The organism is Actinomyces oris (genome assembly GCF_001937445.1).
In the GTDB taxonomy this organism is placed as follows: domain Bacteria; phylum Actinomycetota; class Actinomycetes; order Actinomycetales; family Actinomycetaceae; genus Actinomyces; species Actinomyces acetigenes.
This window is the reverse complement of sequence record NZ_MSKS01000019.1, coordinates 21,459-45,962: the sequence shown is the minus strand read 5'-3', so window position 1 is coordinate 45,962 and position 24,504 is coordinate 21,459. Positions and strand designations below refer to the sequence as shown.

The 24,504-nt window shown below is 68.6% G+C and carries 21 protein-coding genes, 1 tRNA gene and 1 other RNA gene; 10 read left to right on the top strand and 13 right to left on the bottom strand.

Annotation, left to right across the window (positions count from 1 at the left end; all coding sequences use genetic code 11):
- Nucleotides 1–228: 228 nt before the first annotated feature.
- Both BKH20_RS06510 and BKH20_RS06505 read right to left on the bottom strand, forming a co-directional pair.
- Nucleotides 229–840, bottom strand: coding sequence for a septum formation family protein (locus tag BKH20_RS06510; protein WP_075390403.1), 612 nt, complete (start codon nt 838–840; stop codon nt 229–231).
- Between the two features lie 120 nt (nt 841–960).
- Nucleotides 961–1,048 (bottom strand) — tRNA-Ser (locus BKH20_RS06505).
- 276 nt (nt 1,049–1,324) lie between these two features.
- On the opposite strand from BKH20_RS06505, the gene ffs reads away from it, so the two are divergent.
- An RNA gene (gene ffs, locus BKH20_RS06500) (signal recognition particle sRNA small type) lies at nt 1,325–1,419 on the top strand.
- Nucleotides 1,420–1,485: 66 nt separating this feature from the next.
- Here ffs and BKH20_RS06495 read toward each other — a convergent pair.
- Nucleotides 1,486–1,992 (bottom strand): beta-class carbonic anhydrase, encoded by a 507-nt coding sequence (locus BKH20_RS06495; protein ID WP_075390402.1) that lies wholly within the window; start codon nt 1,990–1,992, stop codon nt 1,486–1,488.
- Between the two features lie 138 nt (nt 1,993–2,130).
- Between BKH20_RS06495 and BKH20_RS06490 the strand changes: the two genes are divergently transcribed.
- The 5 genes from BKH20_RS06490 to recR all read left to right on the top strand — a co-directional run bounded on the left by BKH20_RS06490 (nt 2,131) and on the right by recR (nt 8,849).
- Nucleotides 2,131–3,570: an Eco57I restriction-modification methylase domain-containing protein gene (locus BKH20_RS06490; RefSeq protein ID WP_075390424.1), complete on the top strand. Its 1,440-nt coding sequence runs from the start codon at nt 2,131–2,133 to the stop codon at nt 3,568–3,570.
- Nucleotides 3,567–4,130 (top strand): hypothetical protein, encoded by a 564-nt coding sequence (locus BKH20_RS14345; protein WP_218638152.1) that lies wholly within the window; start codon nt 3,567–3,569, stop codon nt 4,128–4,130. The genes BKH20_RS06490 and BKH20_RS14345 overlap by 4 nt, the downstream gene beginning before the upstream one ends.
- Nucleotides 4,090–4,506, top strand: a complete 417-nt coding sequence (locus BKH20_RS14340; protein WP_218638151.1) for a BsuBI/PstI family type II restriction endonuclease — start codon at nt 4,090–4,092, stop codon at nt 4,504–4,506. Before BKH20_RS14345 ends, BKH20_RS14340 begins: the two co-directional genes overlap by 41 nt.
- Before the next feature lie 130 nt (nt 4,507–4,636).
- On the top strand, nt 4,637–8,239 hold the full coding sequence (locus tag BKH20_RS14660; protein WP_075390401.1) for a DNA polymerase III subunit gamma and tau: 3,603 nt from the start codon (nt 4,637–4,639) through the stop codon (nt 8,237–8,239).
- Between the two features lies 1 nt (nt 8,240).
- On the top strand, nt 8,241–8,849 hold the full coding sequence (gene recR / locus BKH20_RS06475) for a recombination mediator RecR (protein ID WP_075390400.1): 609 nt from the start codon (nt 8,241–8,243) through the stop codon (nt 8,847–8,849).
- 95 nt (nt 8,850–8,944) lie between these two features.
- On the opposite strand, the gene BKH20_RS06470 is transcribed toward recR, so the two are convergent.
- The 3 genes from BKH20_RS06470 to BKH20_RS06460 all read right to left on the bottom strand — a co-directional run bounded on the left by BKH20_RS06470 (nt 8,945) and on the right by BKH20_RS06460 (nt 12,714).
- The gene (locus BKH20_RS06470; RefSeq protein WP_075390399.1) at nt 8,945–10,033 is read right to left on the bottom strand and encodes an ABC transporter permease; all 1,089 of its coding nucleotides are present in this window, start codon (nt 10,031–10,033) and stop codon (nt 8,945–8,947) included.
- Nucleotides 10,030–10,974: an ABC transporter ATP-binding protein gene (locus BKH20_RS06465; protein WP_075390398.1), complete on the bottom strand. Its 945-nt coding sequence runs from the start codon at nt 10,972–10,974 to the stop codon at nt 10,030–10,032. Before BKH20_RS06465 ends, BKH20_RS06470 begins: the two co-directional genes overlap by 4 nt.
- A gap of 315 nt (nt 10,975–11,289) precedes the next feature.
- Nucleotides 11,290–12,714: an ATP-binding protein gene (locus BKH20_RS06460; RefSeq protein WP_081381626.1), complete on the bottom strand. Its 1,425-nt coding sequence runs from the start codon at nt 12,712–12,714 to the stop codon at nt 11,290–11,292.
- 374 nt (nt 12,715–13,088) lie between these two features.
- Here BKH20_RS06460 and BKH20_RS06455 point away from each other — a divergent pair, with 374 nt between their 5' ends.
- Both BKH20_RS06455 and BKH20_RS06450 read left to right on the top strand, forming a co-directional pair.
- A complete protein-coding gene (locus BKH20_RS06455) occupies nt 13,089–14,630 on the top strand; it encodes an aspartate kinase (protein ID WP_075390397.1) in 1,542 nt (513 codons plus the stop codon).
- Complete coding sequence (locus BKH20_RS06450; RefSeq protein WP_075390396.1) at nt 14,627–15,706, top strand: aspartate-semialdehyde dehydrogenase; 1,080 nt, start codon at nt 14,627–14,629, stop codon at nt 15,704–15,706. Before BKH20_RS06455 ends, BKH20_RS06450 begins: the two co-directional genes overlap by 4 nt.
- A gap of 127 nt (nt 15,707–15,833) precedes the next feature.
- Here BKH20_RS06450 and BKH20_RS06445 read toward each other — a convergent pair whose 3' ends face one another.
- The 7 genes from BKH20_RS06445 to BKH20_RS06415 all read right to left on the bottom strand — a co-directional run bounded on the left by BKH20_RS06445 (nt 15,834) and on the right by BKH20_RS06415 (nt 22,609).
- The gene (locus tag BKH20_RS06445) at nt 15,834–16,586 is read right to left on the bottom strand and encodes a potassium channel family protein (protein WP_075390395.1); all 753 of its coding nucleotides are present in this window, start codon (nt 16,584–16,586) and stop codon (nt 15,834–15,836) included.
- A 209-nt stretch (nt 16,587–16,795) separates the two neighbouring features.
- The gene (locus BKH20_RS06440) at nt 16,796–17,392 is read right to left on the bottom strand and encodes a DUF998 domain-containing protein (RefSeq protein WP_075390394.1); all 597 of its coding nucleotides are present in this window, start codon (nt 17,390–17,392) and stop codon (nt 16,796–16,798) included.
- A gap of 260 nt (nt 17,393–17,652) precedes the next feature.
- Complete coding sequence (locus tag BKH20_RS06435; RefSeq protein ID WP_075390393.1) at nt 17,653–18,567, bottom strand: hypothetical protein; 915 nt, start codon at nt 18,565–18,567, stop codon at nt 17,653–17,655.
- A gap of 220 nt (nt 18,568–18,787) precedes the next feature.
- Nucleotides 18,788–19,978, bottom strand: coding sequence for a Fic family protein (locus BKH20_RS06430; protein WP_075390392.1), 1,191 nt, complete (start codon nt 19,976–19,978; stop codon nt 18,788–18,790).
- Nucleotides 19,979–20,249: 271 nt separating this feature from the next.
- A complete protein-coding gene (locus BKH20_RS06425) occupies nt 20,250–21,257 on the bottom strand; it encodes a hypothetical protein (RefSeq protein WP_075390391.1) in 1,008 nt (335 codons plus the stop codon).
- A gap of 173 nt (nt 21,258–21,430) precedes the next feature.
- Nucleotides 21,431–21,631: a hypothetical protein gene (locus BKH20_RS06420; protein WP_081381625.1), complete on the bottom strand. Its 201-nt coding sequence runs from the start codon at nt 21,629–21,631 to the stop codon at nt 21,431–21,433.
- A gap of 3 nt (nt 21,632–21,634) precedes the next feature.
- Nucleotides 21,635–22,609 carry a hypothetical protein gene (locus BKH20_RS06415; RefSeq protein ID WP_075390390.1) on the bottom strand — a complete coding sequence of 325 codons (975 nt, stop codon included), beginning with the start codon at nt 22,607–22,609 and terminating at the stop codon, nt 21,635–21,637.
- A 400-nt stretch (nt 22,610–23,009) separates the two neighbouring features.
- Between BKH20_RS06415 and BKH20_RS06410 the strand changes: the two genes are divergently transcribed.
- Together BKH20_RS06410 and BKH20_RS06405 are read left to right on the top strand one after the other, a co-directional pair.
- Nucleotides 23,010–23,390, top strand: a complete 381-nt coding sequence (locus BKH20_RS06410) for a thioredoxin family protein (protein ID WP_060956929.1) — start codon at nt 23,010–23,012, stop codon at nt 23,388–23,390.
- Between the two features lie 138 nt (nt 23,391–23,528).
- Nucleotides 23,529–24,470 carry a macro domain-containing protein gene (locus tag BKH20_RS06405; protein ID WP_060956928.1) on the top strand — a complete coding sequence of 314 codons (942 nt, stop codon included), beginning with the start codon at nt 23,529–23,531 and terminating at the stop codon, nt 24,468–24,470.
- Nucleotides 24,471–24,504 lie beyond the last annotated feature (34 nt).

The following is a 24,504-nucleotide window of genomic DNA, read 5'->3' as shown; positions in this document are numbered from 1 at the left end:
GGAATGGCCGGATTGTGCCGGTTTTCTGCCGGCTCCTGGTCACGACCGGAGAGGTGGCTGAAAAAATCCGGGATAAGGACCGGGTGGCGACATGAGACGGAGAAACGGAGAGTCGCCACCCGGCCGGAGTGGGAGGCGGGACGATGTTCGCGAGGCGCGGGAAGGGAGAAGTGGGCCTCCTCCATCAGTGGTGCGCCGTGCGCGGCCGTCCTGCTCGATGGGGACAGACTAGGAGTTCTTGATGGAATTATTCAATGGTGTGTTATCCCGGTTCTGGGCGAAGCAGACCAACGAGTGGTCCCCCTGGTCCCAGGAGGACTGCGAGGGGGTCAGGGCCACCGCCTGGTACTTCTTGGCCTTGGAGGGGGAGCCGACGTAGCTGTCCAGCAACGGTCCGCAGACGGCGGTGACCTCATCGGAGGTGTTCGCCTCGGCGTAGGTGGAGGCTGTGGACTGCCCCGTTCCAGTCACCTCGTACTGGTGGGGAGTGGAGCAGTCGACGAGCTTCGCGCCCGTGGCCTCCGTTCCGCCCTGCTCGGTCCCGTTGACCATCTCGGAGATGCAGTTGCCGGTCTTGAGGTCATGGATGTCCACGGTCTTGGCGCCGCCCTCCGCTTTGGCGCTGGAGCCGGTGGAGGCATCGGTGCGAGGCGTGGCCGAGGAATCGCCGTCGGAGTCCCGGGTGTCCTTGTCTTGGGGGGAGCCTGTGGGGGCGGCCTTGGCCGAGGAGGAGGGACCAGTGGAGGGGGTGCCCACCGCGTCCTCGTCGCAGGCACTGAGGCTCACGGCGAGAAGGAGCGCGGTTGGCAGGGCGATGAGGGATGAGGCTCTTGTGCGCATGGGGCCATCGTGGCAGGAGCGGGTGGTGGCGTCGATGGGGAGGGAACCTGATCGGACGCCCGCTGCGGGCGGCGGAGCGGAGGACGGAAAGACCCCGAAATCACGCGGATTCCGGGGTGGTGGCGGAGGATGGGGGATTCGAACCCCCGAGGGCTTGCACCCAACACGCTTTCCAAGCGTGCGCCATAGGCCACTAGGCGAATCCTCCAGGCGCTCCACGCGGCGACAACCGCGTGCAACGAGAAAGGAATATATCGGACCGCCCATCCCCGGGGCCAGCCCGGGGCGGTGGGATCTGTCACGCGAGGCCGGTTTCGCGGCGTCGACCCCGCCAGGACGCACCGTAGGCCTTCAGGGCGCACCTTTCAGGACCGTCCTCGGACCCTACTGTCCCTACTGTGCGTCTCGAGCTTCAGGGACGGGGCGGGCACGGCAGCCGCATGCGGACGGTTCGCAACCCGGGGCCGGATCGGGTAGTCTCTCGCTCGGCCCCTCGTGCGGCGTCATCCAGTGAATCCCCCAGGACCGGAAGGTAGCAAGGGTAAGCAGGCTCTGGCGGGTGCGCGAGGGGTCCTTGCGTGCCCGGACGGCCCCAACCTCGCTCAGTGCCTCCGAGGTTCCTGAGACCCCCGAGGCCCCGGAGGATCAGGCCTGGGCGGCGTCGACCTCCACCAGGCGGCCGGTGGCCAGGTCCAGGACGAAACCGCGCACGGCGTCGGTGTGGGGGATGAAGGGCGAGGCCTTGATGCGGGCGATCGACTGGCGCACGCTGTCGGCCAGGTCGGTGAAGGCCCCCGGCGCCCAGGCCGGGCGCGCGCCGGCCTGAACCTCCAGGGTGGAGCACAGCTCCTCGTCGGTGAAGGAGAGCATGCCGCAGCCGGTGTGGTGGATGAGGAGGATCTCCTCGGTGCCCAACAGATGCTGGCTGATCGACAGGGAGCGGATCGTGTCCTCGGTGACCAGGCCACCGGCGTTGCGGATGACGTTCGCCTCGCCCGGGGCGAGCCCCAGCGCCGCGAAGACGTCCACGCGCGAATCCATGCAGGCCACGACCGCGATCTTCTGCGTCCCCTTGGCCGCCAGGCCGCCCCGGGCGAGAACCTCGGCGGAGTAGGCGGCGTTGCGGGAGACAAGAGCCTTAGTGACGGACATGGTTCCTCCATTCCTCCAGCCGGCGACGCGCCGGCTCCCCCATCGTGCCAGATGCTTGTGACCTCACGGCGGTATCCGGCTACCTTCGAGAACTGGCTCAGCAGATTGCTGTCGTTGGTGGCCGGTAACCTGATCACCATGAACCTTCTGGAACGTGCAGCCGCTCGACGTGAGATGTCTCTGGCAGGTCTGGACGCAGCCAGCCAAGCTGAGTTGGGGCAGTTCTTCACGCCTGTCGCTGTCGCTCGGATCATGGCGGATATGGTGCGTCTGCCTGAGTCCGGTACGTTCCGAGTGCTGGATCCAGGGGCGGGATCGGGGGTGCTGACTGCTGCGGTGGTTGATCGCCTGAGACGGGAGCGGCCGGATCTTCAGGTGGTGCTGACTGCAGTTGAGGCGGATCGGTCCCTGTGGCCCGTCCTGGCTGACACTCTTGCGGACTGTGAGATGGAGGCGAGGGTTGTTACTGCTCTAGTGAAGGGTGACTTTGTTGACTGGGCGCTGCGCACTGATGAGCGCTTCGATCTCGTGATTCAGAATCCGCCCTACCGAAAGATCCGTTCGGGGTCGGCCTTGGACGGGAATTTGCGTACTGTCGGGATTGGGGTTCCCAACATTTATGCGGGATTCATGGCACTTGGAACCATTTTGCTGGACGCTGGTGGGCAACAGGTTTCTATCACTCCGCGTTCTTGGATGAACGGTACCTACTTCAGGCAGTTCCGTCGAACTCTGCTGGCTTCTTTCGGAATCGACGGTATCCATACCTTCCAGTCTCGTTCTGAGGTGTTCGGGGACCTTGGAGTACTCCAGGAGACGATTATCGTGTCTGTGACACGTGGGGTGCAGCCCCCAGTCGTCCGCCTGTCCTCGTCCGTGGATCACCGTGATATGCCGACGGTTCGAGACGTCCCTGCTTCTCAGGTCGTCACTGATGATTTTGTCTTCGTTCCTGCCTCGCGTGAGGATGCTGAGGCTGTTGAATGGATGCAGTGTGCTCACTATAGTTTGACTGACCTGGGACTCACTGTCTCAACTGGACGTGTGGTGGACTTTCGTTTGCGGGAACACCTCAGGAACAGTTGCGGCAATGATGTTGTGCCAATGGTCTACTCGGCCAACATTGTTGACAACGTGGTTCTTCATCCGCGTCCCTCGATCAAGAAACCTCAGTGGTTTCATGCTGAGGGGCCGTTGAGGTCGAAAGTGCTGGTGCCAGCGGGCACTTATGTTCTGGTGAAGAGGTTCTCCGCTAAGGAGGAGAGGCGTCGAATCGTGGCTGCAGTCTGGTCGGATGATGTGCGTCAGCCTGCTTTTGATAACAAGCTAAACTATATTCACTGTTCTGGGCGAGGGGTGGATCGTGAGCTGGCGCTTGGCCTGGCTGTCTGGCTGAACTCTAAGCAGGTAGATGACTTCTTTCGCCTGTTCTCTGGTCATACTCAAGTTAATGCTGGCGATCTGAGGCAGATGAAGTTCCCTAGTATTGAACGACTACTTCTTCTGGGGCGGAGTGAGTTGGGGCCCGACGATGCTGTTCGTCAGGTGATGGCAGCTGAGCGCATGGAGGCGGCGTGAGTACCGTCCAGGAAGCCCAGGATATCCTTCGGGCGTTCGGATTCGATAGTAGGCGAACGAATGAGGCCTCGGCGCGCACGCTTTTGGCTCTCGCTGGGCTTGATGAGAACAATACGTGGGCCGACTCTACCAATGAACGTATGGGTGTGCGGGCCATCTTGGACTGGATGCGTGGCCCGCTGAGCCATCCCATCGCCGAGAACTCGCGTGAGACCATCCGCCGCTTCGTCCTCCATCAGTTTGTTGATGCGGGATTCTGTCTCTACAACGACGATAACCCGGGTCGACCAACCAACTCTTCGAAAAACAATTACCGCCTCAATCCGGAGGCCTTGTTGACGATCAGGCTCTATGGGACGCCTGACTTCGTCCCGGCTGTTGAGGAGTATCTGGCGGAGGTTGGGAGCCTTGAGGCGAAGTACAGGGCTGCCCGTGATCTCACGCGTATTCCGGTTACCACGCCGAATGGCGGGGTGTTCACGTTGAAGGGTGGGGGGGCAGAACATCCTCATCAAAGCGATGGTGGAAGATTTCTGTGCCTACTTTGTCCCTGGCGGTGAGATTCTCTATGTAGGCGATGCTGACGAGAAGCTGGCGACCTTCGAGCGTGATCGTCTTGCTGAGCTGGGTGTTGTGGTCGATGAGCATGGAAAAATGCCGGACCTGGTGGTCTACCAGGCCGGCAAGAACTGGCTGTTCCTTATGGAGGCTGCCTCAACGCACGGTCCTGTGGGCCACATTCGCTACAGCGAGCTGTCTCGTATGTTCGCTGGTTCGTCGGCTGGCGTCGTCTATGTCTCCTGTTTCCCCAACCGATCGATCATGAGGAGGTTTCTCGGTGATTTGGCCTGGGAGACCGAGGTGTGGTTGGCCTCGGATCCCACGCACATGATCCACCTGAACGGTGACAGGTTCCTCGGACCTCATCCTCGCTAACCGATGATCGAGGTGCCGTTCTGATGTCGAAGGCCGTCTCTCGGAGTCTCAGCCGAAGCGGGACGCCCAGACGGAACCCGACCCGCCCGGAGCCTCGCACGGGGTCGGCCCGGCCGATTAGGCTCGGGCCGTGACCACCGCTCTGTACCGCCGCTACCGCCCCGACACCTTCCAGGAGGTCATCGGGCAGGACCATGTCACCGCTCCGCTCATGGCGGCGCTGCGGGCCGACCGCGTCACCCACGCCTACCTCTTCTCCGGCCCGCGCGGCTGCGGCAAGACGACGTCGGCGCGCATCCTGGCCCGCTGCCTCAACTGCGCCCAGGCCCCCACCGACACCCCCTGCGGCACCTGCCCCTCCTGCCGGGACCTGGCCACCGGCGGACCCGGCAGCCTCGACGTCGTCGAGATCGACGCCGCCAGCCACAACGGCGTCGACGACGCCCGAGACCTGCGCGAGCGCGCCGCCTTCGCGCCGGCCCGCGACCGCTACAAGATCTTCATCCTCGACGAGGCCCACATGGTCACCGCGCAGGGCTTCAACGCGCTGCTCAAGCTCGTCGAGGAGCCGCCGGCGCACGTGAAGTTCATCTTCGCCACCACCGAGCCGGAGAAGGTCATCGGCACCATCCGCTCGCGCACCCACCACTACCCCTTCCGCCTCGTCCCGCCCGACGTCCTCGAGGGTTACCTCGGCCACCTGTGCCGGGCCGAGGGCGTCGAGATCGGCCCCGGCGTCTTCCCCCTCGTGGTGCGTGCCGGTGGCGGCTCCGTGCGCGACACCCTCTCGGTCATGGACCAGCTCATCGGCGGGGCGCACGACGGCGGCGTCGACTACCAGCGGGCCGTCGCCCTGCTGGGCTACACCGACACCACCATGCTCGACCAGTGCGTCGACGCCATCGCGGCGGGCGACGGCGCCGGCGTCTTCCGGGTGGTGGACCGGGTCGTCTCCTCCGGGCACGACCCCCGCCGCTTCGTGGAGGACCTGCTGGCCCGGCTGCGCGACCTGCTCGTCATCGCCCTGGCCGGCTCCGAGGCCGGTGCGGCGCTCGGCTCCCTGCCGGTCGACGAGCTCGAACGCATGGACCTGCAGGCCCGCACCATGGGGGCCGCCGCCCTCTCGCGGGCCGCCGACACCACCGCCCAGGCCCTGACCGCCATGGTCGGCGCCACCTCCCCGCGCCTCCAGCTCGAGCTGCTCGTGGCCCGCCTGCTCATCCCTGCCGGAGGCGCCGCCAGAGGTGGTGGCGTTTCGGCCGGGGGTGCGGCCGCGGGGGGGCCGGCCGGCGCGGCCGGGAGCGCCGGACCGATGGCCTCGCCCGCCCCCGGTGGCGCGGGCGCCGGAGCGGTCGGCAACGCTGCCGGTGCAGTGCCGGCCGGGTCGGGACGCGAGATGGCCGCCCAGATCGCCCGACAGGCCTCCGCGGACGCCGTCGGCCGGCGCGGGGGCCAGCGTCCCGAGAACGCCGGAGGGCTGGGGGGAGTTGGGAGCCCGGCGCTCGCCGCCCCTCAGGCACCCCGTTCCGACGCCGGCTGGGGGACAGCCCCTGCCGCGCCCTCAGCGCCCGCCGCGGACCCGGGGCCCGCCGTCTGGGCGGCGTCGGCGACCTCCGCCTCACCGGGCCCCTCCGCACCCTCGGCCGCAGCGGCGCCGACTCCGCGACCGGCCGAGCAGCCCTCACACGCAGCCGAGCCGGCCAGCGCCCCGGCCGCCCCGAGCGCACCCGCGGCCCAAGGAGGCGCCGCTGCTGGCGGCCCGGGCGGGGGCGAGGCGGCCGACGCGGAGATGATCCGCACCCGCTGGGAGGAGGTCCTCGAGGCGGCCAAGCGCTCGCGGCGCGCCACCTGGGCGCTGGTGGGCCCCAACTCCCGGCCGGGCACCGTCTCCGGAGGCGTCTTCACGCTCCTGTTCACCGCCCCCGGCCTCGTGGGCGCCTTCGAGAACGGCGGACACGGCCCCATCTTCTCCGCAGCCCTTCACCAGGCTCTCGGCCTGCGCCTCGAGGTGCACGCCATCGTCGCCGGCGATGACGGACTCGGCGGGCCGGGCGGCTCCGGTGGCTCAGGAGGCCCGCGTGGACCGCAAGGACCGGGTGGCTCCGGCGCTGCCCCCACCGGAGCCGAGGCGGCGCACGCCCCCGGCCCCGGCGTCGGTCACGGTGTCAGCCGCGATGCCGGTTACGGCGGGCCGCAGGGCTCCTACGGTGGCGGCGCCCCCGACGCGGGCCAGAGCGGCCCCGGACCACAGGCCGGCGCCATCAACTCAGTGGGCTCGGCCGCCGGTGGCGGGGTGCAGGACGTCAACGGCGCCTGGACGCACGCCGGTGGCCAGGGGGCAGTCGAGGGAGCGGCCGCCCCGGTCGCCGCCAGTGGTGCCGGCGGCTCTGACCACGGCGTCGCACGTGCGGTGCCGCGCGGCTCCACCAGTGCGCCAGTCGCCGCATCCGCTCCCGCCCTCCAGTCGCCCGTTGCTGCACCGGCGCAGCCCACTGACGTCGAGCCAGCCGGCCGCCCCGAGGAGCACCGGCCCGTCTCCACCACCTGGGACGACGGCTCCCCGATCCCCGAGCCCCCGCCCGAGGACGACTGGGGTTCCGATCCCTACGCCGAAGACTCCGGGTACCCCGGTGGGCCCCTCGGTGCCGACGAGCCCACTGGCCCCGCTCAGCCCACCGACCGCGCTGGGCACCACGTCGCCCCGGCTCCCGCCGCGCAGGAGACCACGACCGCCCCCGAGCCGCCGGCCCAGGTCGGCGTCGATCCCGCCGCCCCCACCGAGTTCCAAGCAGTCTCCCCAGCGTCCCCGGCCGCCCCCGCGTCCCCAGCGCCCACCGCCCTCGCGGTCCCCATGGCGCCGCAGGCATCCCCTGCTCCCTTAAACCCCGCCGATCCCGACGACGGCTGGGGGCCCGTCGCGATCCCCGGCGGCGGGTCGGCCCCGGCTCCCGCACCCGCCCCCGCCCCCGGCGGCACCGACCCCGACGACGGCTGGGGCCCGGTCGCCGTCCCCGGCGGCGGCACCGTGCCCACCCAGTCGGCGCCCGCCTCCGCGCCCTCGTCCCCGCCGCCCGGGGCCACGCCCTCCTCAGGCGCAGGCTCGGGAGTGCCTGCGTCCCCCGCGCCCACCGGTCCCCAGCCCACCCCGGCCCCGACACCGGCGCCAGCGGCCTCAGCCTCACCCGCGCAGTCCCGCTCCGCCCCCGCCGCGCAGGCGCCCGACGAGGCGCCCCTGGCCACCGTCCACCGTCTGCGCGCCCTGCCGGAGATTCCCGGCGGGGCCGCGTCCGCTCCGGCGGCCCCCCAGTCCTTCCAGCAGACGCCCTCCTCCCCGTCCCCGCAGGCGCCGGGGGCCGGCAGCGCGCCCGGAGTGCCCGGCGCCCCGGAGACCGCCGCAGGATCACCCGGCCTGGCCCCCGTCACCTGGGAGGGGACGGCCTCGAGCCCCTTCAGCCCGGGCCCACCCCCCGAGGAGCCCAGCGCCCCGAGCGCCCCACCCGAGGACGAGTCCACCTGGGCGCCGTCGGGCATCGCCGGCTCGCGCCTGGCCGCTGCCATGGCTGCGGCCCGCGCCGCCGCCCAGGAGGCCGACACCGACTCCCTGGCCGACGACACTCCCAGCGAGGACGACCCCGACGCCGAGGACGCCGGCGTCGTCGGGCTCGAGGTCGTCAAACGGATCCTCGGCGCCCAGGTCATCGAAGAGGTCACCGTGACCCAGGAAGGACGCTGACATGCCCGCCGTCTACGAAGGCGCCGTCCAGGACCTCATCGACGAGTTCGGTGAGCTGCCCGGCATTGGCCCCAAGTCCGCCCAGCGCATGGCCTTCCACATCCTGGCCGCCGACTCGGCCGCCGTCGAGCGCCTCATCGAGGCCCTGCGCGCCGTCAAGGCCAAGGTCCGCTTCTGCGAGACCTGCGGCAACATCGCCGAGGCCCCCCAGTGCGTCATCTGCCGCGACCCCCGCCGCGACCAGCGCGTCATCTGCGTCGTCGAAGAGCCCAAGGACGTCGTCGCCATCGAGCGCACCCGCGAGTACCGGGGGCTCTACCACGTGCTCGGCGGCGCCATCGACCCCATCAACGGTGTCGGCCCCGACGACCTGCGCGTGCGCGAGCTCTTCGGACGCCTGGGAGACGGCGAGGTCGAGGAGGTCATCCTGGCCACCGACCCCGACGTCGTCGGCGAGGCGACGGCCGCCTACCTCACCCGCATGCTGCGCACCATGGCCGTGCCCGTCTCCCGGCTCGCCTCCGGCCTGCCCGTGGGCGCCGACCTGGAGTACGCCGACGAAGTCACCCTCGGGCGGGCCTTCGAGGGCCGACGCCGCGTGGAGGACTGATTCTCTGCGCCGAGCCGGGCATTTTTCGCGTAGCCCAACAGAAATTCTGTCGGGCTACGCGAAAAATGCCCGGCTCGATGGGAGGGATGGGAGGGTCAGGCCAGGCGCACGCCGCGTGGCAGCCTGCCGGCCGGCACACGCAGACGCCTGCTGGCCGTCACCACGCCGCCGGCTCCCAGGGCCATGAGTACCACGAGGCTCGCGGGCCAGAAGGCCAGGTGCTTGGCCACGGGAGCCTCGTCGTCACGTCTGCTGGAAGGATCGTCGGAGGAGTCCTCCCAGTTCTCACAGTAGTTGCTGACGACCCGATCGGGCTTGGGGTCGCGCAGCTCGTCGGTCCACGAACCAGTGGCCTCCAGAAGGGAGTAGCTACTGCGGTGGCCTCCGCGGCCGAGCTGACGGGGCGCGTGGGCGGTGGCATCCGCCAGGGTCACGAAGGGGTTGGGAGCCAGCATCCACCAGATCCGATCGGTGTGGGTGACCTCCTCGACCGAGACCTCGGGGTCGGTCTTGCACACGCGCTTGCCCTCGGTGGAGTTGTCGTAATCCACCTCGTAGGTCACTACTGTCTGGTTGCTGACCGCCAGGGGCGCGCTGATGAGCATGAACAGTGGAGTCCCGACGACGAGGGCGGTCACCACGATGTAGGTCAGGACCGCCGAGGCCGAGGGCCGCGCTGCCAACGCCGAGAAGCCCAGGCCGATGGCGCACACCGACCCCAGTGTGAAGACAAGGATGACCAGGTGGGTCAGGAGGGCCTGCCAGTGCGAACCGCCTGCGAGCGTCAAGCCGATGAGGAAGGGTACCGCCACAGCCAGGAAGGCGATCGCCGCTGCCCAGGCCGCCAGCAGCTTGCCGACGACGATCTCCTGGCTGCGCAGTGCTGTGGCCTGCAGCAGTGCCAGGGTTGCGTCGGCCCGGTCACCGTTGATGGAGGTCGCCGACAACGTGGGGGCGATGATGAGCCCGATCCCCAGCACGAAGCAGACGACGATGTCGTAGAGCGTCAGAAGATAGTCGTTGGACGCGCCTGAGGAGCTCGTGGTCTCGATGGCGATCACCAGCCCGCCGCATAGCAGGATGAGGGCCGCCAGCCAGATCCCCAGCATGATGCGCCAGCGCGTGGCCCTCACCCGCTGACGCAGCTCGAGCACCATGATGGTGCGCACACCGGTCCAGGTCATCGACGTTCTCCTTCCAGAGCCAGGTAGGTCTCTTCCAGGGTCCCGGACAGTGGGGCGAAGGAGACGACCTCCACCCCGGCCTCAACGGCCTCGCGCAGCAGACGGGCCGCTGCCGCGTCGTCGGCGACCGGGAGGCGCACAGCGCCGTCCTCCTCCGCCGTGGCGGACAGTTGCGCGGAGCGCGTCCACTCGCCCAGGCGCCCGGCGTCCAGGGCCCGCATGCGCCAGGTCCGCTGCATCGGAAGCGGGGCTGGCGCGCCTGAGCCCGCCTGGCTGGGCGTCGGGCCCCACCCCGGCGGTGAGGCGACGGCGGTCCCGTGGGACATGAAGACGACGCCGTCGACCATCTCCTCCATCTCCGACAGGATGTGGCTGGAGAGCAGGATCGTGGTGCCGCCCGAGGCCAGGTCGCGCAGCAGGACGCGCAGGTCGGCGCGCGAACGCGGGTCCATGCCGGCGGCCGGCTCGTCCAGGAGCAGGACCTTGGGGGCGTGGATGAGGGCGCGGGCCAGGCCCAGGCGCTGCTTCTGGCCGCGGGAGAGGACCCGGGCCGGCGTGCGCGCCATCTCGTCGAGGTGGACCAGGGTGAGCATCTCAAGGGCTCGGGGGCGGGCGGTGGCGGCGTCCATGCCCTGGGCGGCGGCGAAGGTCAGGAGGATTTCGGTGCAGGTCAGGGAGTCCCAGGTGCCGAAGGCGTCGGGCATCCAGCCCACGGTGCGATGGACCTCGCGCGACTGGGTGACCGGGTCCAGGCCCGCCACCTGGATCGTCCCGGAGTCTGGGGCCAGGAGGGCCGCCAGCATGAGCAGCAGCGTGGTCTTACCGGCGCCGTTGGGGCCGACCAGGCCGGTGACTGCGCCGCTGGGCACCGACATGTCCAGCTGGCGCACTGCCGGCGCCCGACCGAAGAAGCGAGTGAGCTGGGAGACTTCAATGCTCATACGGCCAGGCTACGTCGTCGGCGCGGGGCCGGTGGCAGAACTCGGGCTCGCCTCGCTTCGACACTTCGACCAAAACTTCAGAAGCGACGCGGCTCCGGGTCGATTTTGAAGATTCGGTCGAAGTGTGGGCCTGCGGTTGTTAAGAGAACTTCGAGTAGCGTTCGAGTAGGTTGGCAGTAGCGCCGTTCGAGGCGAGTTGTTCCTTGTCATTCCAACGCTCTGCAAGTTCACGTCGCTACTCTCAATATTTTAGAGTAGGTGTGAGTGGGTGGTTGGTGGCTGCTGCTGCGGGCAGTGAGGTGGCAGTGGTGGGGGTCAGGTGCCGGGTACGTACCATGTGGCTCGCGGGTCTCGAGGTGACTGCCCTCTTCTCTCCACCAGTCCCTCGTCGCGCAGCGTCTTGAGCCACCGCAGGACCGTAGGGCGGGATGCGTTGACGCCCGACACGATCTCCCCCGTGCCCAATGGTCCGGTGCTTCGCAGGAGCGTGACGACCTCGAGCGAGCCGTGAGGCAGTTTCTCAATGACGTCGCTCGAGATGGCCGACGTCGCATCCAACCTCACGATGACGCTGGTTGAGGTCTGACGATAGTGAGGGTCCGCGAGACCGGCTCGGCGCATGTCGTCAACCATGCGCCGAATGCCCTCGCCGAGCTCCTGCGTGATCCCGAGGTCCGCGCACACCCTCGCGATGCGCGGGTTGCGTGCATATCGCGCGATCTCGAGCGGGCGACTCGGATCGCTCATTCCGGGAAAACGGCCCGGACTGGAAACCTCGATGCGGTGAGGGAAGATCGACACGCGGATATGGTCTCCAGCCATCGAGTAAGAGCGGTGGACGACGGCGTTCACCACGGCTTCCAGCCAGGCGTCCCGGGGGATGATGTCCGTGGGGCCGAAGGTCCCCTCGTTCTTCAGGGCCCTGCGCTTGGGGGTCCACTGATCGATGAGCTCAGCCGCTCTGGCGATGACGTCCGGGATGGTGCCCTCGAGGCGTCGATCGCCGTCGGCCTCCATGGTTTGGCGCGCTCCGGTGCCTGTCTCATCCTCTCGGTAGCGTAGGACGCGCACCAGTGCCTGCGGCAGAAGCTGCTCGGGTGCAGTGCCGAAGAGCAGGAGTGCGGCGATGGTGGGCTTGCCGTCCTGTGTCAGGAGGCTGCGGCTGCGTAAGACGTGGCTGTCGTCTCCGTGTGCGCCGATCTCCGTTCGTAGTCGATCGATTGCCTTTCCGCTCAGGTCAGCCATCGTGATACCGGCGGGCTGGGCCTCATATGTCTCGGCCTCCCGGTCGTAGACGAGCTCTTCCCACATCGGGCCGTCAAGCTTCACGGTGGAGTCGCCCATGCGCAGGAAGGCTGTTCCGTCACTGCGCCGGTGTGCGTGTCGGCTGGGAGGTACCTGGGCGACGAGGAGATGGTCTTGCGTGCCGTCGTCGTTCATCACCGGGACCTCCCGGAAGTGGGCGCGCAGTGGTGGAGCCACCATGGTCATCGGTACCTGGCGAAGCCTGTTGGTTTGAGAGGGTGTGGAGTCGGTCCCCTCGACCCGCTTCTCGCTCAAGCCGACGACGACGGTTCCACCTTCCGCGTTCGCCATCCCGATGATGGCCTTGGCGAAGCTCTTCTGGTCGACACGGATGGATTTGCGTTCGAACCACTGGTTCTCCTGCGTCTGAGCCAGTCGCTCACCGCGTTCGTTGATGGGGAGGTTGAGTAGCGCATCGATGTCGTCGTGACCCACGGGTTCACTCTAACATTTTTAGAGTACTTAAGAGTGGGTGTGAGCGGGGTGGCTCTCGGGCTCGCCTCGCTTCGACACTTCGACCAAAACTTCAGAAACGACGTGGCTCCGGGTCGATTTTGAAGATTCGGTCGAAGTGTGGGCCGGGGGCGCGTGTGGGGCGAGGGCTGGGGGCCGCGAAGTGTGGGTGGGGAGGGGCCGGGGAGCGCGTGACGTGTCGGCAACACGGCGCACCGTATGCTTGCCCCAGCCACGTCGTCGTGGGCGCCGCACGGCGACGGCTCCGTCCCCGGAAGCCCCTGCCAGGACGCCCGCGCCGGCGCGGAGCACCTGATGCTAGACACGCACTGATTCCAGGACCCGAGGAGCGCCATATGGCACTGGTCGTCCAGAAGTACGGCGGCTCGTCCGTCAGCGACGTCGACGCGATGCGGCGCGTCGCCCGGCGCATCGTCGCCACCCGCCAGGCCGGCAACACGGTCGTTGTCGTCGTCTCCGCGATGGGCGACACGACCGACGAGCTCCTCGACCAGGCCGCCGCCCTGACCACCGACGCCCCCGCCCGCGAGATGGACATCCTGCTGTCCGCCGGCGAGCGCATCTCCGTGGCCCTGCTCGCCATGGCCGTCTCCGAGCTCGGCGTCCCGGCGCGCGCCTACACCGGCGCCCAGGCCGGCGTCCTCACCGACTCCAAGTACGGCAGGGCCTCCATCGTCGGAGTGCTGCCCGAGCGCGTGGCCCGCTCCATCCAGACCGGCTCGGTCGCCATCGTCGCCGGCTTCCAGGGCATCAACGAGGTCGAGGACACCACCACCCTGGGGCGCGGCGGCTCCGACACGACCGCCGTCGCCCTGGCCGCCGCCCTCAACGCCGACGTCTGCGAGATCTACACCGACGTCGACGGCCTGTTCACCGCCGACCCCCGCATCGTCCCCACCGCCAAGCGCATCGAGTCCCTCTCCAGCGAGGAGACCCTGGAGCTGGCCGCCCACGGCGCCAAGATCCTCCACCTGCGCGCCGTGGAGTACGCCCGCCGCTTTGGGGTGCCCCTGCACGTGCGCTCCTCCTTCTCCGACAAGACCGGGACCTGGATCTACGACGGCCGCCGCAAGGGCGCCTTCGTGCCCTCGGTCGTGGCCGCCCAGCTCGACGACGTCGTCGCCGCCGACACCGACAGCGCGCCCAGTACCCCGAGTCCGGCAGCCCCGAAGGCCGCCGGCGAGGCCCAGGGAGCCGCCCCGGCAGCCCCGGCCTCTACGGCCGCTACGGCCTCGCCCTCAGACCCCGCCGGGCTCGACGAGGGGCCCTCGGCCGCCGTCGTCGACACCGCGCACCGCAACGCCATCGCCGCGCGGGCCCAGGCCCGCCCCCGCCCGTCCGCCAAGGAGGACCACGTGGAAGCCCCCGTCATCTCCGGAATCGCCCACGACCGCAGCCAGGACAAGATCACGCTCGTGGGCGTGCCCGACGTCCCCGGCGCCGCCGCCCACATCTTCGCGATCGTGGCCGGCACCGACGCCAACATCGACATGATCGTCCAGGACGTCTCCGCCGAGGGGACGGGCCTGACCAACATCTCCTTCACCTGCCCCGACGGCGACTCCGCCGCCGCCCGCGAGGCCCTGGAGGCCGCCCGCGAGGAGCTGGGCTTCCGAAGCCTGCACTTCAACCCCGACATCGGCATCCTGTCCCTGGTGGGGGCCGGCATGCGCTCCAACCCGGGGGTCTCGGCGCGCCTGTTCGGCTCGCTGAGCGAGGCCGGGGTCAACATCCACATGATCTCCACCTCCGAGATCCGCATCTCGGTGGTGGTCGACGACGCCGTACTCGACGAGGCCGTGCGCGCCGTCCACTCCGCCTTCGGCCTCGACGCCCAGGCCGCCGAGGCGGTCGTCTACGGAGGGACCGGACGATGAGCAGTCCTGTGAACACCTACACCGGAGTGGCCGACGGCGTCTGCGTCGCCGTCGTGGGGGCCACCGGCCAGGTCGGCCGCGTCATGCGCGCCATGCTGGCCGAGCGCGACTTCCCGGCCCGCTCGGTGCGCTTCTTCTCCTCGGCCCGCAGTGCCGGGACCGTCGTGGACTTCCGTGGCGCCCAGGTCGAGGTCGAGGATGTCGCCACCGCGGACTTCAGCGGCATCGACGTCGCCATCTTCTCCGCCGGGGGTGCGGCCTCGCGCGAGTATGCCCCCCGTTTCGCTGAGGCCGGGGCCGTCGTCGTCGACAACTCCTCGGCCTGGCGCAAGGACCCCGAGGTGCCGCTCGTGGTCAGCGAGGTCAACCCGCACGCGCTGCGCGAGCGCCCCAAGGGCATCATCGCCAACCCCAACTGCACCACCATGGCGGCCATGCCGGCCCTCAAGGTGCTGCACGAGGAGGCCGGGCTCATCCGCCTCATCGTCTCCACCTACCAGGCCGTCTCCGGCTCGGGGCGGGCCGGGGTGGCCGAGCTGGCCGGGCAGGTGCGCGCCGTCGTGAACGAGGACATGGAGGGCCTGGCCTTGGACGGGCGGGCCGTCGAGTTCCCCGCGCCGGAGGTCTACGTCGACACCATCGCCTTCAACGCCGTCGCCTGGGCCGGTGGCGACGCCGGTGACGGCTCCGGCGAGACCGACGAGGAGCAGAAGCTGCGCAACGAGTCGCGCAAGATCCTCGAGATCCCCGACCTGCTGGTCTCCGGCACCTGCGTGCGCATCCCAGTGTTCTCCGGGCACGGGCTCAGCATCAATGCCGAGTTCGCCCGTGAGATCAGCGTCGAGCGTGCCCGCGAGCTGCTGGAGGCGGCGCCCGGCGTCACCTACCAGGATGTGCCCAGCCCCCTCAAGGGCGCCGGCCGCGACGGCACCTTCGTGGGGCGTCTGCGCGCCGACCAGGCCTTCGCGCCGGGCCACGGGCTGCAGTTCTTCGCCGTGGGGGACAACCTGCGCAAGGGTGCGGCCCTCAACGCCGTCGAGCTGGCCGAGCTGGTCGCCGCCGAGATCCGGGGCTGACCTCTCCTCACGCCGAGCCGGGCATTTCTCGCGTAGCCCCACAGAATTTCTGCCCGGCTACGCGAAAAATGCCCGGCTCGGTTGTTGCGTGCTGGCCGACGGCGTCGCCGCAAGTCGGATCGCGCGCTCATCGACCCGAGTCGGGCACCTTCAGAAGGCGGTCGATGCGCTCGCTCAGCTCGCTGACCTGCTGCTGCAGGGCTGCCACCTGCGCTTGCGTGGCGGCCTCCTGCTCGGCATTCTCCTCCTCGACCAGCGAGACGATCCACGAGGCCAGGGTCGCCGTGACGACGCCGGCGAGTGCCACTCCACCGATCATGAGTAGCGCCGCGATGAAACGTCCCTGTGTGGAGGCCGGGAAGGTGTCGCCGTAGCCGACGGTGGTGATCGTCGTCAGCGCCCACCACAGGGCCTGGCCGAAGGACTGGATCGAGGAGCCCGGCTCATGACGTTCCGCATCCAGCGCGGCCAGTGCCGAGGTGAAGATGAGCAGGGTGGCACTGCCGGCCGTGTACAGGGTGATGCGCCCGCGCAGCGCGGTGCCGGCGCTGCGCTGCATGATGCTCACGAGCGTCACCAGGCGCAGGAGCCTGAGCGGCCGCAGGATCGGCAGAACAATGATCGCCAGGTCTGGCAGGTGGTGGAGAAACCAGCGACCCCGGCTCGGCGCCAGTACCAGGCGGACAAGATAGTCGACGCCGAACAGTGCCCACACGGCACCGATCACGGACTCGGCTGCCTCCTTGGCCCCGCCCTGCGCGTTGGTGAGCACCTCCCAGGCGTAAGCGCCCAGGAAGACGACGGCGGCGCCGGCCAGCGGCCACTCCGTGGCTCGCTCCCATGCCCGCAGCCGAGTGCTCGGGCTGATGTCAGTCGGCATGATCTGATGGTAGACGGTGCTGGGGATAAAACCGGGGCGCCCTCACCGGTGGGGAACTTCTGCGCGGCCGGGGACGCTCTGCGCGGCCGGGGACAGGAATTCTGCACCTGCACGCGTGACATGTCCCCGCCCGGAGCGGCATGCACCCGGCCGCGTGGAATGTCCTCGGCTGGGGCATACGTCCGGAAACGGTCATGTTCGTTGGGAACTCAGGCCAGCAGGAGCCCGGCTGCGACGCCGAGGTAGAAGACGTAGACGGCCAGCAGGAAGATCCGCTCCGAGATCCCGAAGGCGTAGGGCTTCAGGCGGCGGACGACCAGCGCGGTCACCAGGACGATGAGCGCGGCGGCGGTCACCCACCGGGTCGCCCCGAGGAGGGACACCAGCCCCTGCGGCGCGAGTGGGGTCAGCAGCCGGACGATGTTGCCCATGCACGAGTAGGCGATCGCGAACCACGCGATGGCGGCCACCAGGTGAAGGCGACCGATGAGGGTGGTCGGCTGCCCCTCGACGTCGGTCGGCAGGAACGGCAGCGCTGCGAAGATGACGGCCAGGACCGCCAGCCAGAGCGCCACACCCTTCTCCGGCGTCGGCGGTCCGAGGGCGACGGCGCCTGCGAGCACGGCCCAGAACACCGCCGAGGTCCAGGTGATGGCGGTCGCCAGCCGGCGGGTAGGTCCGACGGCGTAGTCGCTCACGGCGTGCTGCACGATGTTGTAGTCGCTGGGGACGAGGTGAAGGGCGATGAACATAGCCAGCCGCGCGACTCCCAGGATGAGGGCGACGGCGGCAAGGGCGGTTGTCATTGAACCGGCTCCTTCCGTGCGGGTGCGACTCGATGCTAAACCTTCCAGTCCGTTGCGGATGGGGATGGTTTTTTCGTCGGGGGATGGTGCGTCCTCCTCCTCACGAACGGGGACATTCGACGCCGTCGGGGACACTTTCTCGCCGACGGGTGCGGTCCGCGCGTACGGGGACAGGAATCCTGTACCCGCACGCGCAGGATGTCCCTGCCCGGAGCGGCATGCACCCGGCCGTGTGGAATGTCCCCCGGAGGCGAGGGCTATTACTCGTAGGTCGGCTTCGGCTCAGGCTCCGACGGCGCTGCGGGAGTCGGCGCGTCGCATGACTCGGGCGGGGTGCGCACCAGTTGTGCGGCCCGCCAGACCTCGTCGAGCCGGGCCTCGACCCGGGAGCGGGCGTCGTCGAGCTGCGAGGGCTTCACTGTCAGGCCGAGCCGCAAGATGACGACCGGCCACCTTTGCTCGGTGTTTCCGGCGGGTGGGGTGTAGACGGCTCGGACTGTCACGCGACCCCAGAGTGCTGGAACCTCCTGGATGCTGAGGTTGTTACGGCCGGAGGGCAGGGGAAGGGCGGATGGAAACGGTTTGAAGACCGCCATGCCCTGCGGTGTCATACACATCGCGATCTTCTCCCGACGTGAGGCGGCCGACGCCAATACCGAGATCAGCCCGATGATAAGGCAGGCCGTGCCTATGACGGCAACTTGCTCCAGCGCCGGGGTTGAATCGTTGAGGATCAGGAGATGCAGGATGGTTATTGTGATAACTGGGTTGACCTCGATCAGTATGACCGCGAGCATCGCCCATAGCATGCCCACGGCGCGCCTGCTTGGGCTCGGGGAGATATGAAGGAACCGTGCCGAAGCGATATCGCGATGGGTGACCGTTGCGTCCTTGGGCAACCACTGGTCCATGCCTATGAAGCCGGAGAACGCACCGAAGATCATGGCGATCAGTATGAAACTGTAGACGGTCGCGACACCGATCAGAACGGATAAGGACTGTAGCGCCAGATTCCCGTCATCGTTGACGACGGGTTCGGTCAGAGGGCTCGCGATGGAGGGGGCCAGAAGTATGGCGGTCGGGTACAGGAACGTCATGCCAACAGTAGTGAGAGCACACAGGCACCCGAGAGCCCTGGTCTTCGTGGTGGGGCGGGTGCGGATGTAGATCGCCACGGGTCGCCCTCCTGAAAACTGATAGCAGGTCAGTTGCAGCATAGTTGGTTCGGTGGGGGCGTTCGACGCCGTCGGGAACTTTTCTGTGCGGCCGGGGGCGTTCGACGCCGTTGGGGACCGGAATCCTGTCCCCGGACGCGCAGGATGCCCCCGTCCGGGGAGGCGTGCACCCGGCCGCGTGGAGTGTCCCCGCCCGTCTTGGAAGGCGGGGCTGGCGGGCTCAGGCGAGCAGGACCTTCAGGACCGCAGGGGCGGCGAAGCGGCGAGGCTGCGAGCCGGTCTCGACGACGTCGAGCACCCCAATGTCGGTCAGCTGGGCAACCAGGCTGTTGGCTCGCCCATACGAGATGCCGAGGGCCGCCTCGACCTTGCGCACCGTGAAGCTCGGATTCGCGACCGCGAAGTCGACGAGGTCGAGGGCGTGCGCGGACCGCAGGCTGGAGGCGCGCACCGTCTCCTTGAGGCTCTGGTGCGCAGCGGACAGGGCGAGCATCTGGTGGCGCGTGCTGGTGGCCGCCGCGACCAGTCCCTGAGAGAAGAAGGCTAGGAAGGTGTCCCAGTCGCCGTGGGTGCTGACTCGCAGCAACGCGTCGTAGTACTCGGCGCGACGCTCCTCGAACCACGGCGAGACCGTCAGGGTGGGTTCGCTGAGAACACCCGAGCTCAGGAGGGTGAGCACGATGAGAAACCGCCCCAGGCGACCGTTGCCGTCCCGGAAGGGGTGAAGGGTCTCGAACTGGTAGTGGGCCATGCCCGCGGCGATGATCGGGTCGATGTCTCCCGTGTGGTCCTGATGCAGCCAGTCGACAAGGGCTCGAACGCCGGCGCGAAGATGGTCTCCGGGCGGTGCGGGAACGAACCGGGATGCATGGATCGGGGTCGTGCTGTGCGCACCGGGCCGGCGGCCGATCATGACCTGGGTGTCGCGCAGGCGACCTGAGGCCGACTCAAGCGGAGTGCCCCTCATGAGCTCGCCCTGAAGGTCCTCGATGAGCGACAGGGTGATGGGACGCCCCTCCTGCGCCCACAGGAAACCGCTGTTGGCCATGCGGACGTAGTTGAGGATCTCCGTCATCTCGGCGGTCGTAGGGGCGTCGTCGTCGGCGGTGAGCACCTCGCGCAGGGGGGCGTATGTGCCCTCCAGGGCCGACGTCGACTGAGCCTCGCGCCGCAGGGAGGGAGTTCGCAGCAGGTAGGGGTTCGGCAGTTGCTGGGCCGTGGCGTCGAGGGCGGCCAGTGCTCGGCCGGCTGCTGCCACCATTCGGTAGGTGCCTCCGTTGAGGGGTGGCTCGTCGGAGCCGAGTGGGGTGGGGATGAAGGCCTTGTGCTGCCAGCTGCCGGTCACCGGGTCGGAGCCGGTGATGTCGACCAGCGCCCCCATGGTGCCGTCAACGAACATGCTCACGTCCATGATGTCAGCCTAGTGGCGGTTGTGTGACATCTAAAGAGGGAGGATTGCACACATTGGCGACTTGTCGAACATCTCGGGTGGGTGTGTGTCTGGAAGCGGGCATGTGAGGGGCTGTTCGCCGGTGACTGCCGCCGTGGGGTTCCGTTGTGGACGGGGCGTTCGACGCCGTCGGGGACCGGAATCCTGTCCCCGGACGCGCCGGGTGTCCCCCTCCGCAGCGGCGTGCACTCGGCCGCGTGGGATGTCCCCGGCCGCACTGTGCAGCGCTGGGTCAAGTGGTGGAGCCACCACTCGTGGGAGGGGTGTTGCCTGTCTGGGGCTGGTCGTGGTCAGCGGCTGCATCGTGGTGCGCTGGTGCGGGTGATGACTGGTGAGCCGGCTTCGGCTCGGCCTGCAAGGGTGGTGCGTCGGCCGTCTCCTCCTGCTCGATTGAGGTTCGTATCAGCTGAGCGGCCCGCCAGACCTCGTCGAGCCGGGCCTCGACCCGGGTGCGGGCGTCGTCGAGCCGTGAGGGTCTCACCGTCAGACTGAGCCGCGGGATGACGACCGGTCGCCCCGGCTCGGCACCTCCGGTGGGTGGAGCGTAGATGGCCTGCACTGTCACGCGACCCAATCGTGCCGGAGCCTCCTGGATGCTGAAGTTGTTGCGCCCAGCAGGTAGGGGGAGGGAGAAGGACTTCGGGTCCGCAACCGCCATGCCGTACGTTCTCAGGCGTACCGCGCTTGCCCGCCGGCGTACGGCAGCGCGTTTCAGTGCCACGAACAGACCGATGTGGGCCAGGCCGAGAATCCATGTGGCCCCCACGACCAGATCTTGAGTGGAATCGCTGTAGATCAGGGAGTGCGGGATAGACATCATGGTGAAGGGGAAGGCCGTCACCAACATGCCCGCGAGCATCGCCCATAGCATGCCCACGGCGTGGCTGTTGGGGTTCTGGGCGACATGAAGGAACCGTGCCGACGCGATATCGCGATGGGTCACGGTTGAGTTCTTGGTGAGCCACTGGTCCGTGCCCGTGAAACAGGAGGTTGCTCCAAAGATGACGGAGGTCAGCACGAAGCTGAAAATGAGTGGTGTTGCGCCTACCGCAGTCGCGGCATTGGCTATCGATTCGTTGCCCTCCGGGTAGTCGACGGCCTCGTCCAGGGCGCCCAGAGCAAAGGCGGTCATGAGCAGGATCAACGGGTAGAGGAGCGCGATGCCGGCGGCGGCCAGAGCGCCCAGGTACCCGAGCATCCTGGTCTTCGTGGTGGGGCAGGTGCGGAGGTAGATCGCCATGGTTCCCCCTCCTGAAATTTGATAGCAGGTCAGTTGCAGCATAGTTGGTTCGGTGGGGGCGTTCGACGCCGTCGGGGACCGGAATCCTGTCCCCGGACACGCAGGATGTCCCCCTCCGCAGCGGCGTGCACCCGGCCGCGTGGGATGTCCCCGGACGTTCAGGATCGGTGGGGTCAGGTGGTGTGTGCACCGTCGATGGTGTCGTTGAGCTTCTCCGTTGGAGTCTGTCCGTTCAAGATGATGCGGGGTCGGTGGTTGAGGCGGCCCTGAATGTCCTGGACCTGGGTGTCGGTGATGGTGAAGCTGATGCCCTTGGGGAGGTGTTCGCGGATCAGGTGGTTGGTGTGCTCGGCAGGGTCAAGCGATGGAGGCACCACTCATGGGAGGGGGTTGTCTGCCTGGGATTGGTCGTGGTCGGGGTCTGCATCCTGATGTGGCGGCCGGTGAGCCTGTTTCAGCTCGGGCTCCGAGGGCGGCGCGTCGGCCGTCTCCTCCTGCTCGATTGAGGTTCGTATCAGCTGTGTGGCCCGCCAGACCTCGTCGAGCCGGGCCTCGACCCGGGAGCGGGCGTCGTCGAGCCGTGAGGGTCTCACCGTCAGACTGAGCCGCGGGATGATGATCGGTCTACCCGGCTCAGCACCTCCGGTGGGTGGAGCGTAGACGGCCTGCACTGTCACGCGACCCAAGCGTGCCGGAGCCTCCTGGATCCTGAGATCGTTGCGACTGGACGGTAGGGGGAGGCTGAAGGACTTCGGGTCCGCAACCGCCATGCCCCGCGCCGTCATGCGTACCGTGCTTGCCCACCGGCGTGCGGCAGCGCGTTTCAGTGCGACGAACAGGACGATGACAAGGACGATCACGACCAAGACAGTTTTATCCTCCAGCCCTTGGGCGAGTCCGCTGCCGATCAGGGGGCGTGGGGCGGCCAGCACGATGACTGGGGAGGCCGCCAGCAGCATGCCTGCGAGCATCGCCCATAGCATGCCCGCGGCGCGGCTGTTGGGGTCCTTAGCGACGTGGAGGAACCGTGCCGACGCGATATCGCGATGGGTCACGGTTGAGTTCTTGGTGAGCCACCGGTTCGTGCCCTTGAAGCAGAAGACTGCCCCAAAGGTGACGGCGGTCAGCATGAAGCTATAGGTGGTCGTGACCGTGACTATCTGAGCCGCCCCATTACCTACGCTGCTGCTCTCGCTGGGGTATCTCGCAGCTTCCTCCATGGAAGCCAGTGCGTAGCCGGCCAGGAACAGGGCAGCCGGGAGAAGGAGCACGATGCCGACAGCGATCAGAGTGAGCAGGCACCCGAGCACCATGGTCCCGGTGGTGGGGCGGGAGCGGATGTAGATCGCCACGGGTCACCCTCCTGAAAATTGATAGCAGGTCAGTTGCAGCATAGTTGGTTCGGTGGGGGCGTTCGACGCCGTCGGGGACCGGAATCCTGTCCCCGGACGCGCCGGGTGTCCCCCCTCCGCAGCGGCGTGCACCCGGCCGCGCGGAATGTCCCTGGCCGCAGGAGGTGGGTGGGGTCGGGCGGCGCAGGCAGGAGGGCGGCGCAGGTAGAAGGGGTTGCGGCATCGGCAAGAGGATGCAGGCCGGCGGGAGGCCGGGAGGCAACGGCGGGAGGATGCGCGGTACCGGCAGCAAGCCGGGCGGCCTCGTCACAAGGATCGCCGGCCTCAGGAATAGGTTGGGCCCCGGCCGTGTTGGCCGCAGTGGAACCCATCTGTCCCCACAGTCTTGAAAGGAACACCCATGGCCACCAAGAACATCACCGGCCCCGAGTTCAAGGACACCATCCACGGCGAGGGCATCACCATCGTCGACTTCTGGGCCTCCTGGTGCGGCCCGTGCATGCGCTTCGCCCCCATCTACGAGAAGGCCTCCGAGGCCAACCCGGACATCACCTTCGCCAAGGTCGACACCGAGGCCGAGCAGGACCTCGCCGGCGCCCTGGGCATCTCCTCGATCCCCACGCTCATGGTCTTCCGTGACAATGTGCTGGTCTACCGCGAGGCCGGCGCCCTGCCCGCCCCCGCGTTGGACTCCCTCATCACACAGGTGCGCGAGCTCGACATGGACGAGCTCAAGGCCAAGATCGCCGAGGAAGAGGCCGCTTCCGGCGCACAGGCCTGATCCGTCACCCGCCGCGGGGCCGTCCTCTCGGCCCTGCGGCCATCCGACGTCGCCCGGGAACCCGCCGTTTCCGGGCGACGTCGTCGTCTGTTACCCGGCTCGCCCACCCAAGGGCAGGACATTACGTTTTGATATCCTATGATGGCCCGCGTGAAGTTGGAGTCCCACGTCAGCCACGCTGTCAGAGCCCGATGGGCGGTCCCCGTCGGCGCCTCAGGCCGCGACGCGTTGGTGCGCCACCTTGTCTACGCCTTCCTACGCTCCGACCCCGAGGGCGCCACGGACTGGATCGACTCGACGGTCCCCACCGACCCCGACGAGCTGCGCACCATGCTCGACTTCCTACTCACCGCCCGCCCCCCGGCGCCCCTGCCCGAGGACATCGCCGCCGACCTCGACACCCTCCTGGAGGCCGAGGCCGCCGAGCGCGGCATGGTCGACGCCACCGAGATCCCGCCCCTGGCCATCACCGACCACGTGCCCGGCCTGCTGGGCCGCAACGTGGCCTTCTGGCGCGGCGACCTCACCCGGCTGCGCGCCGGCGCCGTCCTCAATGCCGCCAACTCCGGGATGCTCGGCTGCTTCGCCCCCGGGCACCGCTGCATCGACAACATCATCCACGCCGTCGCCGGGCCGGCCCTGCGCGCCGAGTGCGCCCGCTACATGACCTGGGCGGAGACCTTCGACCCCACCCGCCGCCAGGGCGGGGAGCCCGCCGGCCGGGCGGTCTTCACCGGCGGCTACCACCTGCCGGCCCAGCACGTCATCCACTCGGTGGGGCCCGTCATCGAGGACGGGCGCAAACCGACCCTGCATGACCGGCGCCTGCTGTCCTCGTGCTACACGAGCGTCCTCAACGTCGCGCACGCCGCGGGGCTGGGCAGCGTCGGCCTGTGCTCGCTGTCCACGGGCGTCTTCGGCTACCCCAAGCGGCAGGCCGCCCTGGTGACCTTGGAGACGATCGGCCGCTGGCTGGCCGCCCACCCCGACTCCCGGATGCGCATCGTCATCAGCCTCAACGCCGACGTCGACGTCGCCGCCTACGAGGCCGCCCTCGCCCCGCCGCCCTGGCGGCCGTAAGGGGCGGGGGTCCTCCACTTTCAGCGCGCCCGAA